The sequence below is a fragment of the Chitinophaga sp. W2I13 genome, assembly GCF_050434005.1.
Classification (GTDB): Bacteria; Bacteroidota; Bacteroidia; order Chitinophagales; family Chitinophagaceae; genus Chitinophaga.
Map to the genome: position 1 here is coordinate 5467953 of NZ_JBNPWD010000001.1, position 26829 is coordinate 5494781.

At 46.5% G+C, this 26829-nt stretch carries 22 protein-coding genes and 1 tRNA gene; 13 read left to right on the forward strand and 10 right to left on the reverse strand.

From position 1 onward, the window contains the following. The first annotated feature begins 169 nt into the window (after positions 1–169). On the forward strand, positions 170–544 hold the full coding sequence (locus QFZ48_RS22570) for a GreA/GreB family elongation factor (protein WP_429049473.1): 375 nt from the start codon (positions 170–172) through the stop codon (positions 542–544). 54 nt (positions 545–598) lie between these two features. Here the strand turns inward: QFZ48_RS22570 and QFZ48_RS22575 are convergent, their stop codons facing one another. The 5 genes from QFZ48_RS22575 to dnaE all read right to left on the reverse strand — a co-directional run bounded on the left by QFZ48_RS22575 (position 599) and on the right by dnaE (position 9251). Further along, positions 599–1129, reverse strand: a complete 531-nt coding sequence (locus tag QFZ48_RS22575) for a DUF192 domain-containing protein (RefSeq protein ID WP_429049471.1) — start codon at positions 1127–1129, stop codon at positions 599–601. A 12-nt stretch (positions 1130–1141) separates the two neighbouring features. After that, a complete protein-coding gene (gene mqnE / locus QFZ48_RS22580; protein ID WP_429063719.1) occupies positions 1142–2323 on the reverse strand; it encodes an aminofutalosine synthase MqnE in 1182 nt (393 codons plus the stop codon). Next, complete coding sequence (locus QFZ48_RS22585) at positions 2320–4461, reverse strand: M43 family zinc metalloprotease (RefSeq protein ID WP_429063721.1); 2142 nt, start codon at positions 4459–4461, stop codon at positions 2320–2322. Before QFZ48_RS22585 ends, mqnE begins: the two co-directional genes overlap by 4 nt. Before the next feature lie 715 nt (positions 4462–5176). Beyond that, positions 5177–5494 (reverse strand): thioredoxin, encoded by a 318-nt coding sequence (trxA, locus tag QFZ48_RS22590; RefSeq protein WP_079472839.1) that lies wholly within the window; start codon positions 5492–5494, stop codon positions 5177–5179. Positions 5495–5603: 109 nt separating this feature from the next. After that, complete coding sequence (gene dnaE / locus QFZ48_RS22595; RefSeq protein ID WP_429063722.1) at positions 5604–9251, reverse strand: DNA polymerase III subunit alpha; 3648 nt, start codon at positions 9249–9251, stop codon at positions 5604–5606. Between the two features lie 353 nt (positions 9252–9604). Between dnaE and QFZ48_RS22600 the strand changes: the two genes are divergently transcribed. From QFZ48_RS22600 to QFZ48_RS22630, 7 genes are all read left to right on the forward strand, one after another. Beyond that, positions 9605–10279: a C40 family peptidase gene (locus QFZ48_RS22600; protein WP_429049459.1), complete on the forward strand. Its 675-nt coding sequence runs from the start codon at positions 9605–9607 to the stop codon at positions 10277–10279. 89 nt (positions 10280–10368) lie between these two features. Continuing rightward, positions 10369–11307 carry a hypothetical protein gene (locus QFZ48_RS22605; protein ID WP_370913264.1) on the forward strand — a complete coding sequence of 313 codons (939 nt, stop codon included), beginning with the start codon at positions 10369–10371 and terminating at the stop codon, positions 11305–11307. After that, complete coding sequence (locus QFZ48_RS22610; RefSeq protein ID WP_429049457.1) at positions 11300–12010, forward strand: methyltransferase domain-containing protein; 711 nt, start codon at positions 11300–11302, stop codon at positions 12008–12010. Before QFZ48_RS22605 ends, QFZ48_RS22610 begins: the two co-directional genes overlap by 8 nt. Beyond that, complete coding sequence (locus QFZ48_RS22615; RefSeq protein ID WP_429049454.1) at positions 11994–12800, forward strand: FkbM family methyltransferase; 807 nt, start codon at positions 11994–11996, stop codon at positions 12798–12800. The genes QFZ48_RS22610 and QFZ48_RS22615 overlap by 17 nt, the downstream gene beginning before the upstream one ends. 9 nt (positions 12801–12809) lie before the next feature. Next, positions 12810–13808 (forward strand): polysaccharide deacetylase family protein, encoded by a 999-nt coding sequence (locus tag QFZ48_RS22620; protein WP_429063724.1) that lies wholly within the window; start codon positions 12810–12812, stop codon positions 13806–13808. A gap of 3 nt (positions 13809–13811) precedes the next feature. Further along, complete coding sequence (locus QFZ48_RS22625; protein WP_429063725.1) at positions 13812–15053, forward strand: glycosyltransferase; 1242 nt, start codon at positions 13812–13814, stop codon at positions 15051–15053. Positions 15054–15061: 8 nt separating this feature from the next. After that, positions 15062–15817, forward strand: a complete 756-nt coding sequence (locus tag QFZ48_RS22630; RefSeq protein ID WP_429063727.1) for a glycosyltransferase family 2 protein — start codon at positions 15062–15064, stop codon at positions 15815–15817. 76 nt (positions 15818–15893) lie between these two features. On the opposite strand, the gene QFZ48_RS22635 is transcribed toward QFZ48_RS22630, so the two are convergent. Continuing rightward, on the reverse strand, positions 15894–18410 hold the full coding sequence (locus QFZ48_RS22635) for a YfhO family protein (protein ID WP_429063729.1): 2517 nt from the start codon (positions 18408–18410) through the stop codon (positions 15894–15896). A gap of 343 nt (positions 18411–18753) precedes the next feature. On the opposite strand from QFZ48_RS22635, the gene QFZ48_RS22640 reads away from it, so the two are divergent. Beyond that, a complete protein-coding gene (locus tag QFZ48_RS22640) occupies positions 18754–19560 on the forward strand; it encodes a queuosine precursor transporter (RefSeq protein ID WP_429063731.1) in 807 nt (268 codons plus the stop codon). A 43-nt stretch (positions 19561–19603) separates the two neighbouring features. On the opposite strand, the gene QFZ48_RS22645 is transcribed toward QFZ48_RS22640, so the two are convergent. Then, the gene (locus QFZ48_RS22645; protein ID WP_370913274.1) at positions 19604–20056 is read right to left on the reverse strand and encodes an NUDIX domain-containing protein; all 453 of its coding nucleotides are present in this window, start codon (positions 20054–20056) and stop codon (positions 19604–19606) included. An 18-nt stretch (positions 20057–20074) separates the two neighbouring features. Further along, on the reverse strand, positions 20075–21013 hold the full coding sequence (locus QFZ48_RS22650) for a magnesium transporter CorA family protein (RefSeq protein WP_079472853.1): 939 nt from the start codon (positions 21011–21013) through the stop codon (positions 20075–20077). A 280-nt stretch (positions 21014–21293) separates the two neighbouring features. On the opposite strand from QFZ48_RS22650, the gene QFZ48_RS22655 reads away from it, so the two are divergent. Genes QFZ48_RS22655 through QFZ48_RS22665 form a run of 3 tightly spaced genes read left to right on the forward strand, consistent with a single transcriptional unit; the run spans position 21294 to position 24429 of the window. Beyond that, complete coding sequence (locus QFZ48_RS22655) at positions 21294–22592, forward strand: lipopolysaccharide biosynthesis protein (protein WP_429063733.1); 1299 nt, start codon at positions 21294–21296, stop codon at positions 22590–22592. A 49-nt stretch (positions 22593–22641) separates the two neighbouring features. Further along, the gene (locus tag QFZ48_RS22660; protein ID WP_429049442.1) at positions 22642–23592 is read left to right on the forward strand and encodes a class I SAM-dependent methyltransferase; all 951 of its coding nucleotides are present in this window, start codon (positions 22642–22644) and stop codon (positions 23590–23592) included. Positions 23593–23595: 3 nt separating this feature from the next. Next, positions 23596–24429 carry a glycosyltransferase family 2 protein gene (locus QFZ48_RS22665; protein WP_429049441.1) on the forward strand — a complete coding sequence of 278 codons (834 nt, stop codon included), beginning with the start codon at positions 23596–23598 and terminating at the stop codon, positions 24427–24429. Positions 24430–24431: 2 nt separating this feature from the next. Here the strand turns inward: QFZ48_RS22665 and dapF are convergent, their stop codons facing one another. Beyond that, positions 24432–25217, reverse strand: coding sequence for a diaminopimelate epimerase (gene dapF, locus QFZ48_RS22670; protein WP_429049438.1), 786 nt, complete (start codon positions 25215–25217; stop codon positions 24432–24434). Between the two features lie 240 nt (positions 25218–25457). Next, on the reverse strand, positions 25458–26336 hold the full coding sequence (locus QFZ48_RS22675; protein WP_429049436.1) for a nucleoside phosphorylase: 879 nt from the start codon (positions 26334–26336) through the stop codon (positions 25458–25460). A 197-nt stretch (positions 26337–26533) separates the two neighbouring features. On the opposite strand from QFZ48_RS22675, the gene QFZ48_RS22680 reads away from it, so the two are divergent. Beyond that, positions 26534–26607, forward strand: a tRNA-Cys gene (locus QFZ48_RS22680). The last annotated feature ends 222 nt before the right edge of the window (positions 26608–26829 follow it).

The window sequence follows — 26829 nt, forward strand, 5'->3', positions numbered from 1 at the left end:
AAGCCCGGGCAACTTTTAGTACATAAAGTGTTGTACCCGGGGGGATAACTACCTGCGTAGTGCTATTCCGCTAATATTTTCTAAAACAATCTTATCAAATCAGTTTTATCATTCATCGGATGACACGATGGGCAGTCATCTGTAAACACTGACATAAAACCCGGTTATCATGAAAAAGAAACAGATTATCGTGTCCCTGCATGATTACGAAATCCTTAAAACCCTGTGCTATCACGCACCGGGCACCGACAAGCTGAGAGAAGAGCTCGACAGGGCCACTGTCAGGAAAGGTAAGGTACCCGCTGATGTGGTACAGGTAAATTCCACCCTCAGATTCAGGGATGAGCGCAGTGGGGCTATCAGGAATGTACAGCTGGTATTGCCGGCTGCCAGCAATTTACAGCTGGGCAAATTATCGATCCTTTCTCCCATAGGCACTGCCTTGCTGGGATATAGTACCGGTGATGTGATAGATTGGGAAGTGCCTGCGGGAAAAACGCAGCTGCATATCCTGGATGTTACAAAGCCTGAAGGGAGTGTATAAAAAGAGGTTATTATATAAGCGAAGAAAGCCCTGGCGTTTGCCAGGGCTTTCTTTTTATTGGTAAGTTATTTTATCGCCGTATTTAATGTGATACTTGTCGCAGAATCCACCGTTTACCTCCAGGACGTATTTTGCTTTTTTGAAAGATGGAAGACTTTCTTCCGACAGGGGCGTTGCGTATTTCTGAATGGACACAATTTCCAGCTTATCATCTATGTAGATAATATCCAGGGAGATGTAGGTGTTTTTCATCCAGAATGCGCGTTCTTCCATGTCAGGGAAAATGAAAAGCATGCCCTGATCGTCTGTCATGGATTTGCGGAACATCAGTCCGTCGGCGCGCTGTTCGTCTGTTTGCGCCAGCTGGATATCTATTTTTCGCAGGGTATCTGCGCCTGATTTGGAAACGAAAGCCAGGGCGCCTTGTTTTTTAAACGCAATGCCATTGGATGTTTCACCGGCAGTTTCCGTGGTGGCCGCCGTATTGGTATCGGTGGCTGCGGAATTGTTGGTGCTACTGTTGTTCTGGTGACAGCCAGCGATATATAAACTGGCTATCAGTATACATTTCAGGTGTAATTGCATAAAACAGCGATACTATTTGGTCAGCAGTTCTTCATCTGAAAAAACCACATCAGTGTAATCTCTTATTTCGTTGTACACGGTATCCCGTTCAACTGGTCTTCTGCCGGCCTGTTTGATGAGCATGGTGAGCTGGGCGGTGTTCATGGAAGGGTTTTGTTCTTCCGAACCGGCCATAGAATAGATCTTCGTGGTATCGTCTATGGTGCCGTCCAGGTCATTTACGCCGAAAGACAGGGTCAGCTGTGCGGTGTTCCTTCCCAGCATAGGCCAATAGGCTTTCAGGTGGGGGAAGTTATCCATATACAAACGTGCGATAGCGTACAATCTCAGGTCTTCCACGATAGAAGATTCCGGGATATGCGACATATCGTTGCCTTTATTACGGAACTTCAGGGGGATGAAGGTGTTAAAGCCACCGGTTTCGTCCTGCAGTGTACGTAAGCGTTCCATGTGGTCGATGCGGTCCGCAAAAGATTCAACGTGGCCGTACAGCATGGTGGCGTTGGTGTGCATGCCGCGGTTGTGGGCGGCTTTGTGAATGGCAAGCCATCCGTCGGCATCTACTTTATCGTGGCATATTTTAGCGCGTACTTCCGGTGCGAATATTTCGGCGCCGCCGCCAGGCATGGATTGCAGGCCGGCTTCGTTGAGGATACGCATCCCTTCTTCTATGCTCACTTTAGCTTTGCGGAACATGTAATCCAGTTCCACAGCGGTAAATCCTTTGATATGCAGATCCGGACGGTGTGCCCTGATTTTCTGGATCAGCTCCACGAAGAAGTTGAGCTGCATTTTAGGATGTACGCCACCAACAATATGTACTTCTGTAACGGGTTGGTTATCGTATTTTTTAACGATGTCCATCATCTGGTCGATACTCAGTTCCCATCCGTCTTCCCTGTTTTTATACAGGCGGGAATAGGAGCAAAAGTGGCAGGTGAATACGCAAACGTTGGTGGGTTCGATATGGAAGTTACGGTTGAAGTAGGTCTTGTCACCGTGCATCCGCTCCCTTACCAGGTTGGCTAACGCACCTAAAAAGCCGATATCGCCTTTTTCAAATAAGATCAGCCCTTCTGCGGGTGTAATTCTTTCCTGTTGGAGGATCTTTTCTGCAATGCCCTTCAATGCTGCGTCCAGGTTAGGTTGCTGAAGGAGCGTTTGAACAGCCGGATAATCTTGTCTCATCGTCATCTTACTTTCATTAATTTGATGGTGTTGGCCCTGTTCCTGTAAATTAATTTTACAAAATAAACACCATTTGGCTCATTTACCAAATTAAAGGTCATCCGGTTGCCGGCGCCGATATCTGCTGCCGGACGGCTCATAATGAACTGTCCCTGTAAATTGTAAATAGATACCTGCACCAGGTCTTCCGGTATTTCCAGGAATGTTACCCAAACGATGCCATCTGTAGGGTTAGGATTCACTAATACCCCTTTTTCCCGGAGGATTGGATTCACTGATTTAGTAACAATATTAATATTATCAATATAAATGTTATTCTCTGAGTTTGAGATGTTTCTGAAGGCTACCTGGAACTTTCCTTTATGGCTTGCAGCGGTCAGGTTTACAGAATCCCGGCGCCATTCGGTGGTGGTTGGGATGAATTCTGTTTGAACCGGTGTTGGGCGTGTAATAAGATTGGGGCCCCATTTGGAATAAATGATTTGGCCGGTTTGGCGGCAATCGTTGGTCACGATTACCTGAAGGGTATCCCAGGCATTGGAGGTGGTAGCAGGGTCGGTAAATACGGCTGCGGCTACGTCGAAAAAGAGGAATACGGAATCTGCGCCCTGCGGATCAATGACCGGCGTGATGAGGTCATCTGTCTGGTCGTTGGTATTATATCCCAGGTTGCGCATGAGCGCGGAAGCGCTGCTGTTTTTGCCCACATTACGAACGCGTTCCCAGGTGAAGCTGTGGTCGGGATTATAGAGATCCCAGCCTGGTGGCGGGAAGCTGTCGTTTTCAAAGCCCTGTTCAAAGGGGAGGGCTGCTTCCGCGTCGTACCGGAAGCGGATATCCGCTGTATCGTTGGTAACATTTCCATCCGGCTGGCCGTTGGGTGATTGCGTATATGCTTTCAGGTTATAGCTGCCAATAGCTACATTGGAAGAAGGAAGTGTAACGCTGGTTTGCTGCAAACTGGCCAAACTGCCCGTCCACTGGTAAGAAGTAAGGGCGCCGCTGTTTACCTGGTACCAGATTCTCACAGCAGTGAGGGTGTTGGCGCCGCGGTTACGCAGGGTTACTACGGGTGTAATATTGTTGTTGCATATTTTGCCATCCGGCGCGTTGACACTCACCAGGGAGGCATCGTTGTTTACCATGGAAGGTGGTACGCATCCGTTGGAGGTCATCAGGCTGGCGGTGATATTTTCCAGTACAAAGCGCATGCGGTCTACCTGCCCGGCGGTAAAGAGATGCATGCAGGCATCATCGGTATAGTCCATGTAGTTCATGAACATCACGCCCGGTGAGGTGGCGGTGCAGTTGTCGAGCCGGGGAAAGGACGGGCATCCGTAGGTATTATCGCCCTGGAGCGGTGTGTCGGTGATACCGTCATCAATGGTACATCCCCCGTTATCATCTCCCCAAACATGCTTTAAACCGAAGTAATGCCCTATTTCATGCGTGGCGGTTCTGCCGAGGTTGTAGGTACTACCTACGCTGCCGGTAGTGCCAAAAGCGGTGTATTGCACCACCACGCCTTCCTGTTCAACAGGGTAGCCGGTACCGGGAGGGGCGGCCACGCCGAGGTAATTACCGGAAAGGCGGGTCACCCAGATATTAAGATATTTGCTGTGATCCCAGGCATCGGAGCCGCCGGTGCTGTTGTACTTGGCGTCTGCCGCCGCGTTGCTGATAGAAAAGCTTTGGCCGGGAGCTGTTTGCACCCTTACAACGCCGTTGGTGGGTTCATCGTCGGGCGTTCTTTGAGCGAGACAAAAATTAATGCGGCTGTTGCCGATGAGCGCCTGCCATACGGCAGGTACCTGGCTTACATCAGGGTTAGCGGCATTATAATCCCGGTTCAGGGCATCTATCTGGGAGGCGATCTGCGCATCTGTAACCAGCGCGGGGTTATCCAGCACGATGTGGATCACTACCGGAACAGATACTGCTTGCGGAATGGCTTCCACCATCGCACGCAGCTGTTGCCGTTGCTGGCCCAGCATCATTTTATCTTCGTTATTCTGTATAATCTTTTGAAGGGAAGGGATTTCTTTTACCCGCTGTTGCAGTGCTTCGGCAGTGCCGCATTTACGTTGAGCGTTGGCGGTGACGTAATAAAAAAAGGCACCCAGGGCGAGGAAGTAGTGACGCAAAAAAGTAGATTTTGGCTTTGAAGATACGCGAAAAATGTGTTTTCCGGATCGCCTTCGGCGATGTTAAATTGTCTTTCTGCCTGATTACGCTGATTATGTTGATTACGCTGATTTGATTATGTTGGATTTTATAAAGGATTTGGGGAGATGTAAGCGGAGGTTGTCTTTCTGCCTGATTCGCTGATTTTACTGATTACCTGGATTTTACTTTTGGGATTTTGTAAAGGATTTGATGAGATGTAAGCGGAGGTTGTGCGCTGATTTTACTTTTTCTTTGGGAGATGGGTATTTAAAAAAAAGATGGTGTGAAGATGGGATAGCCCATGCTTTGCATTTGCCTTATACGTGCTTTTGACCTGCCTTTGATGTGGAGGTGACGTGGACTTGATCGGTAATGTATTGGGTATCAATTGGCTATAGGGGGTTTAACGACATTCGTTAGACAAGTTTCAACAAAGAAAGAAACTGGATATCAACACTTTAGGTACAATATAAAGATAAACATAATCAGGCAGAAAGACAACCTTCGCTTACATCTCCCCAAATCCTTTAAAAAATCCCAAAAGTAAAATCCAACATAATCAAATCAGCGTAATCAGTATAATCAGCGTAATCAGGCAGAAAGACAATTTAACATCGCCGAAGGCGATCCACTCGCAAAAAAAAAGCGCTCCGGAACAAACCGGAACGCTTTCAAAACTCAGTTTTTATAAAATTACATATTGGCCTGTATTTTTTTATCCAGTACGGATTTAGGCACAGCGCCTACCTGTTTGTCTACCACCTGGCCGCCTTTTACGAAAAGGATAGCAGGGATGCTGGTGATACCGTAGTTTACAGATAACTGTGGGTTCTGATCCACGTTAACCTTTCCAATATTTACTTTACCAGCGTAATCTTTAGACAATTCTTCGATTACCGGACCGATAGCGCGACACGGGCCACACCATTCTGCCCAGAAGTCAATAACAGTTAATTTATCGGAATTCAGAACTTCCGTTTCAAAGTTCGCATCAGTGATTTCTAAAGCCATATTCTTTGATTTTAAAATGTTTTTATTTTAACGATTGTTTTGATTTTTATGATTTGTTATATTACGATCAAATCTTGATCCGAGTGCAAATTACTGCATTTTTGACATCCTACTTATTGATTATCTCTATATACACATCAATATCCGGCTGTTTGTGCAGGAAACCCGCCAACTCGTCATTCATCTCAATATTCCGGTTGAAAGTATGCAGTTTTGCCTGCGTGTGATCGTCCCGGTCGGTCAGATGTACATGCAGCACGCTGTTGCCCGGAAAGCGGTTTACGTTGTCTACCAGGAAGTCTACCGTTTCCTTTTTGATGAACTTAGGCATCGTGTTCAGGTACACCTGTTTAGTGTGTGTTTTCTTCACTTCCTGTAAGAGCTGGATGCTGCCTACTTTGAATTCATATTCATTGTCATTGAACCGTTTGGACTTGAAGCCGCCATTGATGAACAGGCACAGGCCTGGTTTCAGGTAGGGGGCGAAGCGGATAAAATCTTCACTCCACAGGGCAAATTCAAATTTTCCGGTGTAGTCTTCGATGGTCATCACGCCAAACTGCCGGTTGTTGCGGGAAATCCTTTCCTGGGCATTGGTAATGTATACTGCCAGGCGGAAATTGCGTTCCCTGGAGCGGCCGCCGTTGCCACCCGGTTGGGCTATTTCGGTTTGATACTCCACGAGTTCCTGAACAGTATTCATGTGGTAATACTTCATTTCAAAGCGGTAATCATCCAGTGGATGGCCGGAAATGTAGATACCAGTGATATCCCGTTCGTTGTTGAGCTTCATGATCAGCGGCCAGGCGTCGCAGGCCGGGATCTTTGGTGGCTCTACATCCGGGAGGTCATCGGCGCCGAAGAGGCTGCCCATGTTGGAAGAGCCTGCTGTTACCTGCTGTCCGAATTTCACGATTTTATCAAGGCCGGTGAGTTGTTCGCCTTCCGGTTTATGGAAATATTGCGCACGATGCAGTTCGGGGAAGCTGTCGAAAGCGCCTGACATCACCAGGGCTTCCAGGGATTTTTTATTGACGGCGCGTTGGTTAACGCGTTTGATAAAGTCGAATATATTTTTGAAAGGACCGTCCTTTTTACGTTCTTCCAGCAGGTTTTCGATGGCGGCTTCACCTACACCTTTCAGGCCACCAAGACCGAAGCGTACCTGGCCCTGTTTATTTACAGCGAAACCCTTGAAAGATTCATTCACATCCGGTGGCAATACGTCGATGCCCATGCGTTTGGACTCTTCCATGAAGAAGGTGATCTTTTCAATATTGCTGGCGCAGTTCAGTACGGCAGCCATGTATTCAGAAGGGTAGTGGGCTTTCAGGTAGGCTGTTTGATAGGCCACAAAAGCATAGCAGGTGGAGTGCGATTTGTTGAACGCATACGAGGCAAATGCTTCCCAGTCGGTCCATACTTTTTCGCAGACTTTTGGATCGTGGCCGTTTTTGGCGCAACCTTCCATAAACTGCGCTTTCATTTTGTTCAGTACCGCGATCTGCTTTTTACCCATCGCTTTACGCAGTACGTCCGCATCCCCTTTGGAGAAGCCTGCCAGTTTCTGGCTCAGCAACATCACCTGTTCCTGGTATACCGTGATACCGTAGGTATCGTTGAGGTATTCCTCCATTTCGGCGATGTCGTATTGCACTGGCTCCAGGCCGTGTTTACGGCGGATAAAGGAGGGGATGTACTCCAGTGGGCCCGGCCGGTACAGGGCGTTCATGGCGATGAGGTCATCGAACCTATCGGGTTTCAGTTCACGCAGGTATTTCTGCATACCGGGCGACTCGAACTGGAACGTAGCGTTGGTTTCACCTTTCTGGTAGAGGTCATATGTTTTGGCGTCGTCCAGCGGGATATTATCTATTTCGATGGAGATGCCATGGTTCTGGCGGATGAGTTCCAGCGCACCTTTGATGATGGTAAGGGTTTTCAGCCCCAGGAAGTCCATCTTGATTACGCCGGCAGATTCAATAATGCTTCCTTCGAACTGGGTTACCAGCAGGTCGGAGTCTTTTGCGGTAGATACGGGGATCAGGTCGTACAGGTCCTGCGGGGCGATGATGATACCTGCCGCATGGATACCGGTGTTGCGTACGGAGCCTTCCAGTACGCAGGCTTCGCGGAGCACTTCTGCCTGGAGGTCGGTGCCTTTGATGAGTTCGCGCAGCTTTTTCACATTCTCAATATCTTCACCGGCGAGGCCTTCCTTATCGGCGAGGCTCTTTTCTCCTTCGAGGGGGGCGTTGAAGATACGATCCAGCTGGATGCCGGGTTTATCCGGAACCATTTTAGCGAGGATATTGGATTCCACCAGGGGGAGGTCCATTACGCGGGCCACGTCCTTGATACTCATTTTGGCGGCCATGGTACCATAGGTAATGATCTGCGCTACCTGGTTACGGCCATATTTCTGTACTACGTAGTCAATAACTTTCTGACGGCCTTCATCATCGAAGTCCGTATCAATATCGGGCATGCTTTTACGTTCCGGGTTAAGGAAACGCTCAAACAGGAGGTTGTACTTGATGGGATCTATATTGGTGATACCGATACAGTAGGCAACTGCTGATCCGGCGGCGGATCCGCGGCCCGGGCCGATAAATACGCCCAGTTCACGACCGGCCTTGATGAAGTCGGCCACAATGAGGAAGTAACCGGCAAAACCCATGTTTTCGATTACCTGCAGTTCAAAGTTGATGCGTTCTTCAATATCGGCGGTCATTTCCATATACCGGGTACGGGCGCCTTCGAAGGTGATATGGCGCAGGTACTGGTCCTGGGTAATAAATTCTTTCGGAATAGGGAAGTTGGGCAGCAGGATATCTCTTTTAAGATCCAGCAGCTGTACTTTATCTGCAATTTCGTTGGTATTATCAATAGCCTGCGGAAGATCATGAAACAGTTTGCTCATTTCTTCCGTTGTTTTGAAATAGAACTGGTCGTTATAAAAAGCAAAACGCCTGTTCTTTCCGCCGCCACCGCTATCATCATCTGAAAAGTCTTTATTGGTGGGGGTGCTTTTCTTTTCACCGGTATTGATACAAAGGAGGATATCGTGTGCGTTGGCATCGGCCTGGTCTACATAGTGGGAGTCGTTGGAAGCGATCACCTTTACATTATACTTCTCAGCAAAGCGGAGTAGTACTACGTTTACCTGTTCCTGTTCCGGGATGCCATGGCGTTGCAATTCCACATAGAAATCTTCTCCGAAAATATCCAGCCACCAGCGGAATTCTTTTTCTCCTTCTTCTTCGCCTTTTCGCAGGATGATCCTGGGTACAGAGGCACCGAGGCAGCAGGTGGTGGCGATAAGTCCTTTGTGATATTGTAATACGAGTTCTTTATCGATACGGGGATACTTACCATACAGGCCTTCCATATAGCCCAGGGAACAAAGTTTGATAAGGTTGCGGTAACCTTCATCATCTTTGGCCAGTAACACCTGGTGATAACGCACATCTTTTTCTTCCCTTGTAAAAGCTCTCTTGTGGCGGTTTTCCACTACATAGAATTCGCAGCCTACAATAGGTTTTACTTTCAGTCTTTTATCTTTCGGATCACCCGGGTTTAATTTATTGTTGTATGCTTCTGCCACAAACTGAAATGCGCCAAACATATTACCATGATCTGTAATCGCCAGTGCGGGCTGATTGGAAGCCATCGCTTTTTTATACAGCGATTTGATGTCGGCTGCCCCATCCAGTAAAGAGTATTGGGTATGAACGTGTAAGTGGGAAAAATTCATCTGCTAATCTGTTTCGTCAAGCGACAAAAGTAATGTAATTAGGGGAAAGGATCGCCTTCGGCGATAAAAATTGTCTTTCTGCCTGATTACGCTGATTAACCGTGATTACACTGATTTGATTATGTCTTGATTTTATAAAGGATTCAGGAAGATATAAGCGGATATATTCGCTTACTGAATTATTAATCATATAAAATCAAAACATGATCAAATCAGTGTAATCACGGTTAATCAGCGTAATCAGGCAGAAAGACAATTTCCGTCGCCGAAGGCGACAAACGATCCCTCTCGCGAAAATCGACATTCGTAAATCGCTATATATTTGTATTTTAGCGAAAATTTAGCCAGCGCTTATGATCAGAGTAAAGGGACATCTATTTGTGAAGTTATCGATATGTGCATTATCGCTCAGTTCCTGCGCTTCATTAAAGAAAGGAAATGCTAATAAAAAAACTGCTACCACACCTGCTGCTGCCAACAACAACCGTATTCAATTTATAGATGGTATTGCTACCAGCCGTACCACCCGCAATAATACTTCTCACTATAACAGCAAAGATGTAAGCATCAGCAAAAACATCACCAGGGGCAGTGCCAACCTAGAAAATGCGCAGAGCTGGCAATTTAAATATGCACAGTTACTGGATGTTCCGGTAGAAGAGGTACTGAACCAGAAGCTGTATGGTTTTATTGACGAATGGTACGGTACACCCTACCGGTTGGGTGGGAAAACGAGAGACGGCATCGATTGTTCGGGATTTGTAAATACCCTGATGAACACCGTGTTTCAGTTGGGGCTTTCCGGAAACTCCACCGACCTGTTTTCACAGGTGAAACGATTAAAACCGCATGACCTGCATGAAGGCGACCTGGTATTTTTCAGGATCCATCATAAACGTATTTCTCATGTAGGTATTTACCTGGAGAATGATAAATTTGTTCATGCATCTACCAGTGCCGGCGTCATGATCAGCGATCTGAAAGAGCCGTACTGGAAGCGTTATTTTGCCGGCGGAGGAAGACTATAGCCACTTCTACACATTTGTTTTATTGTTATTTTTATACGATTTTTACTTTTTTAACCTAACAGCTGCGCTGCGCAGTACTTTTTTGTATTATGGAATTTGCTCCCATCGTATTATTTGTATACAACCGGCCAGAGCTGACGCTGAGCACTTTGCAACACCTGAGTGAAAACAGGGAAGCAGGGGAGAGTACGTTGTATGTATATTGCGACGGTGCAAAAGAGAATGCCACACCGGAACAGGTAGCGTTGGTTAAAAAGGCCCGTGAAGTGGTGCATAGCAGGCAATGGTGCAAGGAAGTAGTGGTGCTGGAGGCTGAGAAGAATAAAGGGTTGGCCACTTCAGTGATAGATGGTGTAACGGAGGTGATCCGTAAACATGGTAAAGTAATCGTTTTGGAAGATGACCTCGCGGTGTCCCCTTATTTTCTGCAGTATATGAACGATGGTCTCCGGAAGTATGAGCACGAAGAAAAAATGATTGCAATCCATGGTTATCTGTACCCGATAGAAATGCCGGGAGATTATAAGCCGGCTACCTTTATGATACATGATCCCGGTTGTTTGGGCTGGGGGACGTGGTCGAGGGCATGGAATAAGTTTGAAAGAGATACAGAAAAGGTAATTGCGCAAATAAAGGAACGAGGGCTGAAGAAGGAGTTTGATTTTTGGGGAGGGTATCCGTTTTTCAGGATGTTGCACCAGCAGAAGAATGGAAAGGTGAGTTCCTGGGCTATCCGCTGGAGGGCCACCGCATATCTGAATGATATGTTAACCCTTTATCCGGTGAAATCACTGGTGAGGCACGATGGCAATGTAGCCAGTGCCACACACCATTTTATGGAATACGATTACACCTATACAGAAATCTACCAGGAAAGGATTCCTGTGGAAGATATTCCTGTAAGCAATTACCTGTTGATAGAAAAAAAATTCGGTACTTTCTTAAGGCGTAATGCCGGAATGACCTTTGAAGCAAAGGTGAAGCAGCGGATAGCTAAATTCTGGAAAAAAATTACTGGAAATGGTTAAGCTGGTCAGGAAGATAATAAAGCGTTTAAAAAGGAATACCGTTTCGCCGTTGTCGTGGACTAATTTAAGAAGTCTGCAACCGCTTTCCACCACTTTTGGTTTTGACCGTGGAACGCCGGTAGACCGCTATTACATTGAGCAGTTCCTGAAAGTGAACAGGACGCATATTTCCGGAAGTGTACTTGAAATAGCAGAAAGCAAATATTCCAGGCAATTTGGACAGGAGGTAAGTAAATATGAAGTGCTGCATATGAAGCAGGAACCACAGGTAACTATTGTGGGGGATTTAACCTCCCCGGCTACCTTGCCTGAAAATTGTATTGACTGCTTTATTTGCACACAAACTTTCAATTTTATATATGACTTTAAGTCGGCTATTGCCGGCGCCTATTATCTGCTGAAGCCGGGAGGAGTGTTACTGGCAACACTGGCAGGAATTACCCAATTGTCTGCCACTGATATGAAACAATGGGGAGATTACTGGCGATTTACTACCCAATCGGCCGCTAAGGCGTTTGGTGAAGTTTTTGGAGAGGAGAACATAGAAGTATCGTCATCTGGAAATGTACTTGCCTGCACTGCCATATTGCAGGGAATTGTGACAGAGGAGTTAACAGCCGCAGAATTGGATTTTAACGATCCGGTATACCCGGTAATTATCACCATTAAAGCAAAAAAAAGACTACATGGGATTGATCAGTGAAAATCTGCAGAAGATTAAACAGGTTATCAGTAATAAGTATTACAGGGAGTTCTTACGCTTACACCGCAAACATTATCAACAGCGGATAAAGGAGCAAGCGCCTGCTGATTTTCTGGACTACCATGTAAACATTGTAGACGGGCCTTCTTTTGTATTTCAGTATAAGGAGATATTTTTTTCCGGCGTATACCAGTTTGAGAGCAGTAATAAAGCCCCTGTGATCTTTGACTGTGGCGCTAATGTGGGTTTAAGCTGTATCTATTTTAAATCGCTTTTCCCCGGAGCCCGGATTACGGCTTTTGAAGCGGATCCATTCATAGCGGGTGTTCTTGGTGATAATCTCCGGAAAAACAATTTTGCTGACGTTACCGTAGTGCCCCGGGCCGTATGGACGGATGAAGCAGGTATTACTTTCTACAGCGATAATGCCGATGGCGGCAGTGTATTCGGAAATGGGAGCGGAACCAAAGTAGTAGTACCAACGGTGCGCCTCAAAAGCTTACTGGAACAGGCCGGAAGCGTTGACTTTCTTAAAATGGATATCGAAGGTGCGGAAGTAGCTGTGATCAAAGACTGCGACACCGCTTTGTCTGTGGTAAAGAACATCTTTATAGAATATCATTCCTTTAGCAAAGCGCCGCAGGGATTGGGAGAAATACTCGAAACCCTTCAACGGAATGGTTTCAGGTACTTCATTGAATCGGCGACAGAAAGAGCGGCTCCGTTTGTGAATAAAGCGGTGAACGATACTATGGACATGCAGTTGAATGTATACGCCTATAAAATGTAGCATTATCTGATGGGAAACCTGAGCAAAAAAATATTTTCTGTTGCGCATTATGTAGCCAACAAAGTGCAGCAACCGGCGGTTATTTTACTGTACCACCGGGTTACCACCCTGCAACAGGACCCACAGGACCTTTCTGTTACGCCGGAACACTTCAACTCACACCTTGCGCATCTGGCCACTGACTTTAATCTACTGGATGCTGAACGATTCCTTTATCATGTAAAAAATAAAAAAGCTTTCCCCGAACGCTCTGTATTTGTGACGTTCGACGATGGCTATGCAGACAATTACCTGGAGGCATTGCCTTTGCTGACAAAGCACCAGGCGCCTGCCCTCTTTTATATTACCACCTCTAAGATCAATACCGCCTTCGAATTGTGGTGGGATGACCTGGAGAGAGTATTGCTTACACCCGGCAACCTGCCCCCTGTTTTACAGATTACCATCAATGGACAGCCGGCGCGGTATATTACAGATACGCTTGCGGCTATACGCGAAACATATTATGCGCTGCAACAGGTGCTGCGCTTTTGTAAACCGGCGGAAATTGAATCCGCCATGCAGCAGCTGTATGACTGGTCCGGTAAAACCGCTACCGGCCGCGCTTCGCACCGGTTAATGACCTGGGAAGAATTAAAAGCAATGGGCCAGGCGGCCTATGCTACTATCGGCTGTCATACCCACCGCCATCCGGCTGTGGGCATGCTGAGCTACGAAGAACAATATACCGAGATAGGGATGTCCAAAGAAATCCTGGAAGGGGTATTGGGCGCCCCGCAGGTACATTTTTCCTATCCCTTTGGCGGCAGGAAATTCCTCGGTACCAAACGTTATTACAATGCAGACAGCATCAAAGCCTGCAAGGCGCTGGGGTTACAAATGGTATGCGCCAACTACCACGGACAGGTGCACAGCTGGAGCAATCCATATGCGCTGCCCCGCATCCTGGTACGCAACTGGCCGCCGGATGTGTTCCGCAAACAAATGCAACAGTTCTTTAAATACTAGCCGGTGAAAGTACTTTTTATCAATAAATATGAGAACAGCGGTGGTGCTGCTATAGCAGCGCAAAGGATTGCAGCCGGGCTGGCGGAGTATTATCATACCGCCAATGATTTCCTGGTAGGCACCCACACGGCTTCTCCCCGCGCCACAGCTACCCGTCCGGGTGCCGTGCGGAATGTTATTGAAAGAGGACTCAATGTATTAAGTAACCGGGCCGGACTGCAATATCTGTATTTTCCTTTTTCTACTTCCGCCATCATGCGGCATACCCAGGCTTATCGGCCCGATGTGATCAGCCTGCATAATATTCACGGCGGATATTTTGATGCTACCTTATTACCACGCTTATCTGCTATCGCGCCTATTGTGTGGACGCTGCATGATATGTGGGCCATCACAGGCAACGCAGCGCATACCTTTGGCGATACTTCCTGGAAAAGCGGGAGGGCCGGCAAGGAAGAGCACAAACATGCGCCTGCCATGGGATTGCCTACCGGAAATTACCTGATAAAAAGAAAACAGCGGCTCTATGCCAGCAGCGACCTGCACATTGTTTCGCCTTCACGCTGGTTGTATGACATGACCGCAGAAAGTCCGCTTACAAAGAACAAACCGCTGTATCATATTCCTAATCCTATTGACACAGATTATTTCCGCCCGCAGGATAAAACCGCTTCCCGCCAGGCACTTGGTCTTCCGGCAGATGCGCAGGTAATTACCTTTGTATCCGAGCGGTTGTTTAACAGCGAGTTTAAAGGCGGTGCAGAATTGCTGCATATTTTACACCTGCTGGATGCGCAGCTCGACCGGAAAGTATACCTGCTCATGATAGGCAGGGACCAGTTGCCCGGAACATTTAAGCACCTGGAATGCGTATATACCGGCTATGTGAAGGAAACGGAGAAAATGATGCAATGCTACAGCGCCAGCGATATTTTTTTCTATCCCACCAAGGCAGATAACCTGCCCAATGTGCTGATAGAAGCCGGTAGTTGTGAAACGGCCTGTATTACCTTTGATGTAGGCGGATGCCGGGAAATAGTGCGGGATGGCGTAACCGGATATGTGGTAGCACCGGGTAACCAGCAGGAGTTTGCTGCAAAAACGCTGCATTTGCTGAACCACCCGGATATTTGCCGGCAGTTTGGTAAAGCGGCCAGAACATTTACAGAACAGTATTTTGGAATGAAAATAGTAGCCGGGCAGTACTATCACCTGTTTCAATCCGTGGTAAGGAACCCGCAATAATCAGATACATGAACAAAGCCTCTTCACCGGTATTAAGCATCATTACGGTTTGTTTTAATGCCGGAAAATTTATTGAGAATACCATTCAGAGTGTGCTGGCGCAAACATACCCGCATATTGAATACATCATCGTGGACGGTGCTTCACGCGATAATACGATGAGCGTGATTGAAAAATACCGCTCCCGTATTGCCACCGTGATCTCTGAAAAAGACAATGGTTTGTATGATGCGATGAATAAAGGCATGCAACTTGCTACAGGGGGCTACCTGTTGTTCCTTAATGCCGATGATGTACTGGCGGCGCCTGATGTGGTGGAGAAAATGTTCGCTGCCTGTGAAGATGCGGATGTGTATTACGGTGAGGCCATGTTTATGGATGAGAACGGGCAAGACATAGGGCTGAGATCTGAGCAGACACCACACCGCGTACCGGAACAGCTTACTTGGAAGAGCCTGAAACATGGCATGGTAGTATCTCACCAGGCCTATGTGATCCGTCGCAGTTTGAGCCCGTTATACGATTTACAATACCGGGTTTGCGCGGATATCGACTGGATGATCCGCACGTTGAAGGCATCGCGTAAAGTATGTAATACGCACCTGGTAGTGGCCAGGTTCAGGGTGGGCGGCACTTCCAAACAGCATCAGCAACGGGCGTGGAAGGAGCGGTATAGGATATTGAGTAAATACTACGGGCATCTGCCTAATTTTGCGCATCACCTGTTTATTGGATTGCGGTATATTTTTTCGAAGAGATACTAAAGGAAACCGGGATAAAAAAGAGGCGCCTCTATTACAGAGGCGCCTCTTTTTTATCCCGGTCGTTGTGACCCGTACATTATTTTTTTACGTCGCTTACGCCTTGCCCTTTGGATTCCTTTGTTTGCTGAAAAAACTCCCAACCAAACAGCAGTACCACCAACAGTAAAAGGATCGAGGAAGAAATGCCGGCGATCCTGAGGCCGGTGAAGTAAGTTTGAGGTTCAAATTTCATTTCTATTTTGTGCTCCCCCGCTGGTATTTTCAGTCCGCGTAGTGCGTAGTTGGTGCGGATAATATCGGCGGGTTTACCATCGATAAATGCGTTCCATCCGGCGGGATAGTATATTTCAGAGAACACGCCGAAACCTTCCTGGCTGTTGCGGGATGTGTATTCCAGTTTATTCAGGCCGTATTTGGTGAGTTTGATGGCAGCGGTGCTGTCGGCGCCTGGCTTGAAGCTGCCCAGTTGCTTTTCAAACCGTTTATCGATCACTGCGGAGTCGCGGGTATTCAGCGCATCCAGCGTTTTCATTTCTGTATTGGCATCGGGCGCCCATACGATATCACGTACAAACCATGCGTTGCCATAGGCGTCGGGGTTGCGTTGTGCCACAGGCTGACCTGTTTTCTGATCCGGAACGATAAAGTATTTTGTGTTGAGCATGTTCAGCACATGCATATTGTTTTTGGCGATCTGGTGGGAGATGAGATCCTGGTAAACCCACAATTTCGCGGGGCTGTAGCCACCGATGTTTTTGTGGAAGTAAGAAGGAGACGCATCATCAAACGGAGAAGTAGTAAGATTGAACACGCGGTAGTATGGGTCCGGGTCCTGTTTGATCTGAAGGTCGGCAGCGGATGGCTGCAGGTCCTGCATATAGCTCATATCATCCACGAAACTGTCGCTGCCGAGGTAGTTTTTATCTACCTGCCACAGGTCGATGGTAACGGCTGCGGTGATGATGATCGCTGATACCTGCCACTTCATTTTATTCAGCAGGAAAGCCCAGATAGCACCTGCAGCCACGAGGATGAAGAACACGGAGCGGAACGCATCTGTAAGCAACAGGCTGGCGCGGTCTTTCTCCAACGCGCGGATGAGCAGTTTACCGTTTTCCTCGCCACCCATCATTTGGGCGAAATATTGCAGCATGCCTTCATCGCTGGCAGATTTGAAGCCTACGAAGAAATAGCTGATGAGAATAAAGCCAAGGATACATGCGCCGGTGATCAGCGCCGACTCTTTCAGTTTTTTCAATAATTCTTTGGTGGTATGCTTGCCATTGGCAATTTCCTGCAAGCCCCAGCAGGCCAGCACCACAAAGGTGAGTGACGGCAATACCAGCGCCTGCGCAGGTGCGCGGAATTTATTATACAGCGGAAGGTAGTAAAACAGCGGATCATTGATGAACGCCATGTTTTTACCCCATGCCAGTATGAAGCCGATAACCGTTATAGCAATCAGCCACCATTTATGCCAGCTCTTCACTAACAGTAACGATAATACGAAAAGGAAGCAGATGATAGCGCCTACGTATACGGGTCCGGAAGTGCCTTTCGACTGGGCGCCGTAATAGAGCGGTAACTTCTGCTGGCTCAGGAACTGTTCTACCTGTGGTTCTGCTGCGCCAAGGCTAATCATTTGCTGGCCAAAGTTGGAGCTTACTTTCAGCTTCTGGCCAGAGGAATTACCCACGTATCCGGGTATCAGGAGCGTTCCTGATTCTGCTTTACCATAGCTCCAGTCGTATGCGTAATCGATATCCAGGCCGGTAGACTTCTTCTGGTTTACATCATCTTTATCCAAAGTAAGTTCCGATTTGCTGCCACGCATGGTGTAGTCGGTGTATTCACGCAGGATCATGAGACTGTCCATAGACGTAAGCACCGCCAATATGCCGGCCACGGCGAGTAAGGCCGAAGCTTTGAAGAACTGGAGCAATTGTTTCTCCCGGAAAAAATGTATAAATGCACACACGGCCAGGCAAAGCACCATGATCAGTGTGTAGTAAATGATTTGCAGGTGATTATTATAAACCAGCATGGCAGTGGCCAGGGCGGTTAATGCTGCGCCGGTGAGCAGTCGGCCACGGTAGGTGAGGACAATGCCTGCGAGTACCGCGGGCATCAGGGCAATGTCGTACATCTTGGTAACGTGACCTACATCAATGAGGATCACATTATAGGAGCAGAAAGCAAATGCAATGGCGCCCATTACCCTGATCCAGTATTTGAAGTCCAATATACAGAGGAGCAGGTACATGGATATCATGGCCAGGAACAGCATATTAACGGGATCCGGCGTATTCAGCGTCACAACTCTGTTCATGTACGCTATTTTATTGGCGCCGGGACCTGTAAATATCACATAGGAGGGCATACCGGAGAACATACTGTTGGTCCATAACGGACGTTCGCCGGTTGCTTCATAATAGTCCTTTGCCTCTTTCGCCATTCCTTTTACATTCTTCATGTCGCTCTGATTCACCACCTTGCCTTCAAGGACAGGAGCGCAATACACAAATGCCAGCAGGAGGAAGATCCCTATTGCTGCAACATGTGGAAGAATGGCTTTTAGCCAGTTTTGCTTCATCGGATATTTTGGATTTAGTTTTAAAGAAACAAAAATAACTGTAATTTATCCGAAATTTCAATATGCGCTGGATCCGGTTCCTCTTAAAATTTGCATTTATATGCAATCTGTGCTTCATAACCAGTGAAATCCTGCGCATCACGGCTTATGATCATTCTTTTGATAACGTAGTGAATCACATACTGGTACTGGGTGTAGGCATTGCCTTCCCGCTGAATGCTGTTTTGTGTGTGCTGACGGGCGTGTTATTATTGTTAAAAAAAATACAATGGAAAACATTGCCGCCCTGGTTATATTTGTTCAATATTGCTATCCTTATATTTCAACTTATAGTTAATTACTAATGCTCAGAAATCTGTTAAACGATAAGCCCACTAAGCTGTTCGTGATTTTTACCAGCTTCTTTGTGGCCAATGCGCTGATTGCAGAATGTATTGGCGGCAAGCTGTTTTCCCTGGAGCAATTACTGGGATTGCCCGTGCATACTTTCACCCTTTTCGGCGAAAGCGGATTGGCGTATACCTTAACGGCAGGGGTGCTGTTGTGGCCACTGGAGTTTGTGATGACGGATATTGTAAATGAATATTTTGGGCCGAAGGCGGTGCGCCGTATTTCCTACATCGCGGTGGGATTGATTTCCTATGCGTTTATTATGTTTTGGGTAGCCATGAGCGTGCCTGCAGATGGCTGGTGGAAGGGCAGCCGGGCGGACGCCGGTATTCCCGACATGCAGCATGCCTTTACCAGCATTTTTGGCCAGGGTATGTGGATTATACTCGGCAGCTTAACGGCTTTCCTGGTGAGCCAGATCGTGGATGTGACCGTGTTCCATAAAATTAAAAAACGTACCGGGGAAAAGCATGTATGGTTAAGGGCTACCGGTTCCACCATTGTGTCGCAGCTGGTAGACAGTTTTATTGTATTGTATATCGCCTTTAAACTGGGCAACGACTGGAGCTGGCAGCGGGTACTGGCTATATGCCTGGTGAACTACAGCTATAAGTTTGTGGTGGCGGTGGTGCTCACGCCGCTGATCTATTTGATAGAACACCGGATAGAGCGTTACCTGGGGCATGATACCGCTAAGCAGATGAAGGCGGCGGCGATGGGAAAGGAGCAACCGTTTGAAGAACCTGTTACGAACGACTGATAAAGAGAAAGGGGCTGTTTGATCAAACAGCCCCTTTCTCTTTTTAATATTTTGCTTTTACCAGGTCGGCCACCACCTTATCGATGGGCAGGGTAACGGCTGCTGACGAAAAGTCGTCCCAGCTGATCCAGCGGGCGCGTTCCACTTCTTCCACGCCTTCCGGTATGGTAAAGTCGAACGGGGTGGTGCTTACGGATGCCGTAAACGGCGACAGTGGCGTTACGAGGTAGTAAATAGAGATGATCTGCGTAACGTTGTCGAACGCCGAGATCTGGAAGAAGTCGGTGGTATAGATATGTTCTACCACTTTTACATCCTGGCCCAGTTCCTCCTGCCATTCACGTACAATGCATTCCAGGGTGCCTTCCCCGAATTCCAGGCCGCCGCCGGGGAATTTGGTATAATAACCCCCACGGATATATTCATCGCTCACCAGCACCTGCTTCTGATCGTTGATCATGATGCCGTATACTCTTACGTTAAATCCTGTTTGCATATGCTTAATTAAAAGGGCTTAAAACCATTTCTTCTTCATAAAATACCAGCTGATGACTACAGAAATAGCGATAGACAAGATAACCGGTATATAGAAGGCATGAAGGGTATGCTGGTAGGGGATATCCACGTTCATGCCATAGATACTGGCCACCAGCATGGGGAATGTAAGGATGATGGTAATGGAGGTGAGCCGCTTCATCACCACGTTGAGGTTATTGGAGATGATGCTGGCAAAGGCATCCATGGTGCTGCTGAGGATATTCGTATATACGTTGGCCATTTCCAGGGCCTGGGAGGTATCTACGATCAGATCCTGCAGGAATTCTTTTTCATCTTCGTTCAGTCCCAGGAAGTTAGTCCGTTCCAGTTTCATGAGCAGCAGCTCATTACTGCGCAGCGCGGTTACAAAGTACACCAGGCTTTTCTGGATACGCATGATACCCAGCAGTTCCTCGTTCCGGTTGGAATCATATAGTTTAGCTTCCAGCATGTTCCTGCGCTGGTTAATTTCCTTCAGGTAATCGAGGAAATTGATGACTACTTTTTCAAATATTTTCAGGACCATCATATTCCTTTTTTCGGGAGAGCGGTTATGAAAAGTATTCAGGAACTTTTTGATAGCGGTATTGTCGAAAGAATTTACCGTAATGATCTGGTGGTGGGTAAGGATAATTACGATGGGGATGGTAATGTAATAGGCTTCACTTTCATTGATGGAATTATTTTCGGTTGGCGTTTTCAGCACAATGAGCTTTACATTGTCTTCCAGCTCAAACCTGGCTTTTTCGTCAATATCGAGGGAATCCGTGAGGAAGTCCAGGGGAATATCGAGTTCCTCGGATAACTGTTCAAATTCGGCCTGTTTAAGCGGCGGGGTAATATTTACCCAGGCGCCGTTTTCCGGCTGGTGTATTTCTACAGTTTTGGAATCTATATTTGTAAAATACTGGATCATCGGGCGCAAAGGTAGTTAAAATGTTGAATCCTGTTGGCTTTTAATGTAATATTGTAACCTGAAGTTTATATTCATATTATGCCAATATTTAATGGGAATAATTAAAAAGCAAAGTATTATATCTACGGTAGTTATCTATGTCGGGTTTGCCATTGGGGGAATCAATACCTTGTTCCTTTTTCCGCATTTTTTTACAGACGACCAATTCGCATTAACACGCCTTTTCCTGGATATTGGGGTTATAATGGTGCCTTTCTGCACGTTAAGTATGGGCCCAACAATGAACCGGTTCTACCCTTATTATAGTTCAAGGCTGGACGACAAGAAAAATGACATGTTGAGCTGGGTACTTTTGGCCACGCTGGCTGGATACCTGTTGTTTGTACTTGGTACTGTGGTTTTCCAGGACCTGATTTTCCGGAAGTATTCGAAGAATGCTCCGATGTTCCTGGAGTACTTTTATCTCCTTTATCCTTTCATGTTTTGTTATTCTTTTTTTGCGATCATCGAAAACTACAGCTGGTCCAGGCATGAAACGGTGATGCCTAACTTTCTGAAGGAGCTGGTAGTGCGTGTAGCCACCAACCTGCTGGTGGTGCTTTATATATTTAAGGTACTCAGTTTTGTTCAATTCCTTTGGTTATTTAACCTGATATGGGGGGGGATTCTCCTAGTACTGCTGGTATACCTCCGGCGAAATCACCTGCTGCATTTGAACTTCCGGGTGAGTTTTGTGACGAAAAAATTATTCCGGCCAATGAGTGCATATTCCATGTCGCTGTTGCTGGCTACTTCCTTCACTTTGTTGGCGAACAATATTGCCCCATTGATCATTTCCAGTACTAACGGGCTCAAAAATGTGGCATACCTCAGCATTGCCATGTACATGGCCACTTTGATACAGGTACCGCAGCGCAGTATTTCTGCCATAGCGCTTCCTGTGCTGGCTGAGGCATGGGTGGGAAAAGAGATGGATAAGATCCTGGAAATTTACCGGAAATCTTCCTTATTACAACTGATAGCGGCTATGTATATCTTTTTGGGTATATGGCTGAGCATTGACCCGTTTTTCCGGTTATTGCCACCCGAATATACTGTGGGTAAGTATGTCTTTTTTTATCTTGGGGTGTCAAAAATAATAGACCTCGGTACCGGGGTAAACAGCCAGTTGCTGAGTACTTCGAGATTATGGCGTTTCGACCTTATCAGCTCAATGGTATTGGTGACTTTGTCTATTCCGCTGAATTACCTGTTGATACGCAACTATGGTTTGCTGGGATCAGGATATGCGGCCTTATTGTCAATGTTCGTATTTAATACGATTCGTTGTGTGTTTATATGGAAAAAGTTTGGGCTGCAACCGTTTACTTTTCAAACGTTGAAGGCGCTGGTAGTGGCAATAGCCGCTTATTGGGCAATTGCCTGGCTTCCACATATGGCTCAGCCAGTTATTGATATTATTTTAAGAAGCGTCTTTTTCTCGGTTATTTTTATACTGGGCACCCTGGCATGGCGTGTTTCTGATGATATCAACAGCACGGCAGCTACTTTCTTTAAGAAGCTGGGTAGGAAAAAGTAAAGATAAAAGTTTATTTTTCGGCATTAAGCGATTACAAAAAGAGACCTGTATGAATTGTAAATATTGCGGCAGCCCACTGGATGTATTTTATAAGGATATGTTTGATAACCGGTATGGTTATCCTGGAAGTTATACGATGTGGCAATGCAGGAACTGTGATCATCTTTCACTGGCGGCAGACTTTACGCCGGCTATGATTGGCGACCTGTATTCAAACTACTATCCCAGAACACATATGTCGCTGGAAGAATGGCAGCCTTATAAAAAAGCAACAGGATTCATGGCCTGGTTTAAAGGGTTACGAAGTACCGCTTATAACTGGGTGCCGGAAAACGTGAGGATATTGGATATAGGTTGCGGTTTTGGAGAAACCCTTGGTTATCACCAAAGCCGTGGATGTGAAGTGTATGGGGTAGAGGCAGACGAAAACATTAAAAGGGTAGGAGATAAATTCGGGTTTAATGTAAAGGTGGGGTTGTTTGAAGCAGATGATTATCAGCCAAACTATTTCGATTATGTTACCATGGACCAGGTGATAGAACATGTCATCGATCCGCTGGTATCCCTTAAAGGCATCGAAAGGATACTGAAACCGGGCGGCACAGCTATTCTTACCACGCCGAATGGCAAGGGCTGGGGTATTCCGGTATTTGGCAAAAAGTGGGCGCACTGGCATATTCCCTACCACCTCCATATTTTCTCCAGAAAATCAATGAAGAAATATGCTGCAGAGGCGGGGCTTGTACTGGAAAAGTCGATTACCATCACCAATTCAGAATGGCTGCATTACCAATGGTTACATATGGCTGTGTATCCCAAACAGGGAGAAAAATCTGTATTCTGGACCCAGAGCTTTGCAGAGCGAACTACTTCACAACGTATTATTATGAAGATCTTAGCAGGTTTCCATCGTTTGAAGATCAATTACCTGATCACCCGCTTATTTGATGCGTTTAATGCCGGCGATAATATTATCTATTTTTTAAAGAAACCTTTGTAGTGAATGAATCCGAGCGTTTATATTATCCTGCCTGTTCATAACAGGAAAGAGATTACCCGGACTTTTATTCTTTGTCTGCTTAAACAAACATATCAGCATTATCATCTTATTCTGGTAGACGATGGATCTGTTGATGGAACAGCTGAAATGGTGAGATCTTATTTGCCTGATGCCACCATTCTTACGGGGACCGGCGATTGGTGGTGGGGAGGAAGCCTGCAGCAGGGATATAATTGGATCAAAAAGCATGTAACCAATAAAAATGATGTGGTGCTGATTGAAAATGATGATGTTGAATTTGAACCTGATTATTTGCAGAAAGGGGTTGAATTCATCACCCGTGTTCCGGATACGCTGTTGTTATCGCAGGCCCATGGCAAGCAATCCGGTAAGTTGATTGACCTTGGCGTATTGGCAGATTGGCGTAAGATGACCTTTGATCAGGCAACCTGTGCGGAAGAGATCAATTGTCTTTCTACAAGAGGTCTGTTTATGACGGTTGGCAGCTTTATGAGAACAGGAGGTTTCAGGCCATTGCTGCTCCCACATTACGGATCGGATTATGAATTTACTATACGGGCGAGAAGGAGAGGGCTTAGATTAGCCAGTGATGAAACAGTGAAAATATTAATGAATGAAGAAACCACTGGTATTCATAGCTTGAAAGAAAAATCTCTTCGAAAATATCTTAAGAAAATATTTTCGAAGAGAGCCACCGGTAATCCAGTTTATTTTTCCTCTTTTATTTTGTTATCGTGTCCTGTTCCCTTAATTCCTTATAACCTGTTTAAGGTGTGGGGAGGATTTGTAAAGAATCTTTTGTCCCGGAACAAGTGATATTACTTTACCTGGATTTCCCCTTCAAACACTAGTGTAGCAGGCCCGCAGAGCCAGATATTTTCAAAAGTGCGTTCACCGGTTTTGGTAAAGCGTACTTCCAGTTGTCCGCCTAAAGTTTGTACCGGCACTATGTATTCTTTTGCTTCGGTGCCGGCGAAAGTAAGTGCGGCGGCGGTTACGCCGGTGCCGCAGGAGTAGGTTTCATCTTCCACGCCTCTTTCGTAGGTGCGTACAAATATGCCGCTTTCAAATTTCTGTACGAAGTTCACGTTAGTGCCTTCTGCTGCGAATCGGTCGTTGTAACGGATGCTGCGGCCTTCGTTAAACACATCTACTGCCTGTACATCTTCCACAAATTTTACAAAATGTGGTGAGCCGGTATTGAGGTAGTAGTAGAGGGGGCCATGTTCCACATCATCTACATCCTGCATTTTCAGGTTTACCCAGTTGTTACCGTCCATGGTAGCCTGATGTTCGCCATCCACTGCGATGAAATAGAGGTTACCGTCGCCTACGCCCATTTTGTGGGCGAAAGCCGCGAGGCATCTGCCGCCATTACCGCACATGGTTCCTTCACGGCCGTCGGCGTTGTAATATTTCATGGCGAAGTCGTAGTCCTCGCTTTTATTGAGCAGCATCAGGCCATCTGCGCCAATACCGAAGCGGCGGTCGCATAGTTCATTCACCTGTTCGTCTGTCAGCCAGTCGTATTGTCCGTCCCGGTTATCCATAATGACAAAGTCATTACCGGTTCCCTGATATTTATAGAAGTGGATTTTGTTCATGGGTACAAAGATAAAAAATTAACCGATGCGCGGATTTTGTCTGAAGCACTGATTACGCTGATTTTGCTGATTTTTATTTTGGATTTTTCCGGGATTTTATAAGGATTTTTGGGAGATAACAGCGAATATATCTGCATTATTTCCCTTACTCATTTCTAAAAATCTAAATAAAATCCAAAATAAAAATCAGCAAAATCAGCAAAATCAGCGTAATCAGTGCTTCAGACAAAATCCGCACTGCTACATGGTGGCAATAATGCCCAGTCCTTTTTCGACCAGTGCAGCCACTGCTGCGCCGCTGTCTTTACTGAATTCCTGGCGGATGCGGTTGGCAACGATGGCGCTTATGGAAAGGCATTCGTGTCCGAGTACGCGGCCCATGCCATAGATGGCAGAGGTTTCCATTTCGAAGTTAGTGATGTGGTGATGCTCGTAGCTGAAGCTGGTGAGTTTATCGATCAGGTTTGGATTAGACAGGGCGCCACGGAGTACGCGGCCCTGTGGTGCATAGAAACCGGGGCAGGTAACGGTGATGCCTGTATGAAAACCATCTGTGAAATGTTCCTGTAATTTTGCGGATGATTCGAAGAGGCAGGGGTTGGCGCCGCCGGGCTGCAGGAATACCTGTCCGCGGAACGACTCCAGCAGCTGCTTTTCTGCGCTGGTATTTTCAAACACATAATAGTTCATGAGGTTGTCGAGGCCCAGGCCATGCGACGATACCACGAAGCTATCCACCGGTATGTTTTCCTGCAGCGCGCCGGAAGTACCGAGGCGGATGATTTGCAGGGAGGTGAGGGTTGGTTTCACCTGGCGTGTTTCAAAATCTATATTTACGAGTGCGTCCAGTTCATTGAGCACGATATCGATATTATCGGTGCCGATGCCGGTAGAAACTACGGAGAGGCGTTTGTTGCCGATATAGCCGGTATGTGTTACAAATTCACGGTGCTGGTATTTGCCTTCTATTTTATCAAAGTGTTTGCTTACTGCGCCTACACGGTCAGGGTCACCTACGGTGATGATGGTATGGGCCAGTTCATCCGGTCTTACATCAAGATGATATACGGCTCCGCGGTTGTTGATGATCAGTTCTGATTCTGCAATACGGTTATCCATTGTACTAATTTTTATTATTCGCAAATCAACATTTCCAGTGTCAATATTCCTTTGTTCTGCTATATTATCAAAATATTTTTTCAGATATTTTTTAAATAATATTTGGTGGTTGTTAGAAATTCACTACTTTTGCAATCCCACAAAATGAATGAGATGTACGCCAGTGGGGGACTTACGGCGAACATTTTGAAACTGATGGTTCCGTGGCCGAGTGGCTAGGCAGAGGTCTGCAAAACCTCGTACAGCGGTTCGAATCCGCTCGGAACCTCCACATATCTCTTTCTTAAAGCCGCGTACACCGCGGCTTTTTCATTTCCGGTAAAACTGTAATAGATTTTTGTAATGGCAACCGGCATATTATGTGCCAAAGGGGCTGATGGAATACAGGGGTATCTGGGAAGTATAGGTGTGTTTGAAGCGAAGATGCCCGCTGCTGGCTGGCTTCAGGGGTGAAAAAGAAATAATGCCAAGTGTGTTGAAATATCAATTCAAA

Bases quoted from the DNA above. Each gene is read 5' to 3' on its own strand.
- QFZ48_RS22570 (WP_429049473.1), top strand. From the start codon at position 170: ATGAAAAAGAAACAGATTATCGTGTCCCTGCATGATTACGAAATCCTT.
- QFZ48_RS22575 (WP_429049471.1), bottom strand. From the start codon at position 1,129: ATGCAATTACACCTGAAATGTATACTGATAGCCAGTTTATATATCGCT.
- mqnE (WP_429063719.1), bottom strand. From the start codon at position 2,323: ATGACGATGAGACAAGATTATCCGGCTGTTCAAACGCTCCTTCAGCAA.
- trxA (WP_079472839.1), bottom strand. From the start codon at position 5,494: ATGGCTTTAGAAATCACTGATGCGAACTTTGAAACGGAAGTTCTGAAT.
- dnaE (WP_429063722.1), bottom strand. From the start codon at position 9,251: ATGAATTTTTCCCACTTACACGTTCATACCCAATACTCTTTACTGGAT.
- QFZ48_RS22600 (WP_429049459.1), top strand. From the start codon at position 9,605: ATGATCAGAGTAAAGGGACATCTATTTGTGAAGTTATCGATATGTGCA.
- QFZ48_RS22605 (WP_370913264.1), top strand. From the start codon at position 10,369: ATGGAATTTGCTCCCATCGTATTATTTGTATACAACCGGCCAGAGCTG.
- QFZ48_RS22610 (WP_429049457.1), top strand. From the start codon at position 11,300: ATGGTTAAGCTGGTCAGGAAGATAATAAAGCGTTTAAAAAGGAATACC.
- QFZ48_RS22615 (WP_429049454.1), top strand. From the start codon at position 11,994: ATGGGATTGATCAGTGAAAATCTGCAGAAGATTAAACAGGTTATCAGT.
- QFZ48_RS22620 (WP_429063724.1), top strand. From the start codon at position 12,810: ATGGGAAACCTGAGCAAAAAAATATTTTCTGTTGCGCATTATGTAGCC.
- QFZ48_RS22630 (WP_429063727.1), top strand. From the start codon at position 15,062: ATGAACAAAGCCTCTTCACCGGTATTAAGCATCATTACGGTTTGTTTT.
- QFZ48_RS22635 (WP_429063729.1), bottom strand. From the start codon at position 18,410: ATGAAGCAAAACTGGCTAAAAGCCATTCTTCCACATGTTGCAGCAATA.
- QFZ48_RS22640 (WP_429063731.1), top strand. From the start codon at position 18,754: ATGCTCAGAAATCTGTTAAACGATAAGCCCACTAAGCTGTTCGTGATT.
- QFZ48_RS22645 (WP_370913274.1), bottom strand. From the start codon at position 20,056: ATGCAAACAGGATTTAACGTAAGAGTATACGGCATCATGATCAACGAT.
- QFZ48_RS22650 (WP_079472853.1), bottom strand. From the start codon at position 21,013: ATGATCCAGTATTTTACAAATATAGATTCCAAAACTGTAGAAATACAC.
- QFZ48_RS22655 (WP_429063733.1), top strand. From the start codon at position 21,294: ATGAACCGGTTCTACCCTTATTATAGTTCAAGGCTGGACGACAAGAAA.
- QFZ48_RS22660 (WP_429049442.1), top strand. From the start codon at position 22,642: ATGAATTGTAAATATTGCGGCAGCCCACTGGATGTATTTTATAAGGAT.
- QFZ48_RS22665 (WP_429049441.1), top strand. From the start codon at position 23,596: ATGAATCCGAGCGTTTATATTATCCTGCCTGTTCATAACAGGAAAGAG.
- dapF (WP_429049438.1), bottom strand. From the start codon at position 25,217: ATGAACAAAATCCACTTCTATAAATATCAGGGAACCGGTAATGACTTT.
- QFZ48_RS22675 (WP_429049436.1), bottom strand. From the start codon at position 26,336: ATGGATAACCGTATTGCAGAATCAGAACTGATCATCAACAACCGCGGA.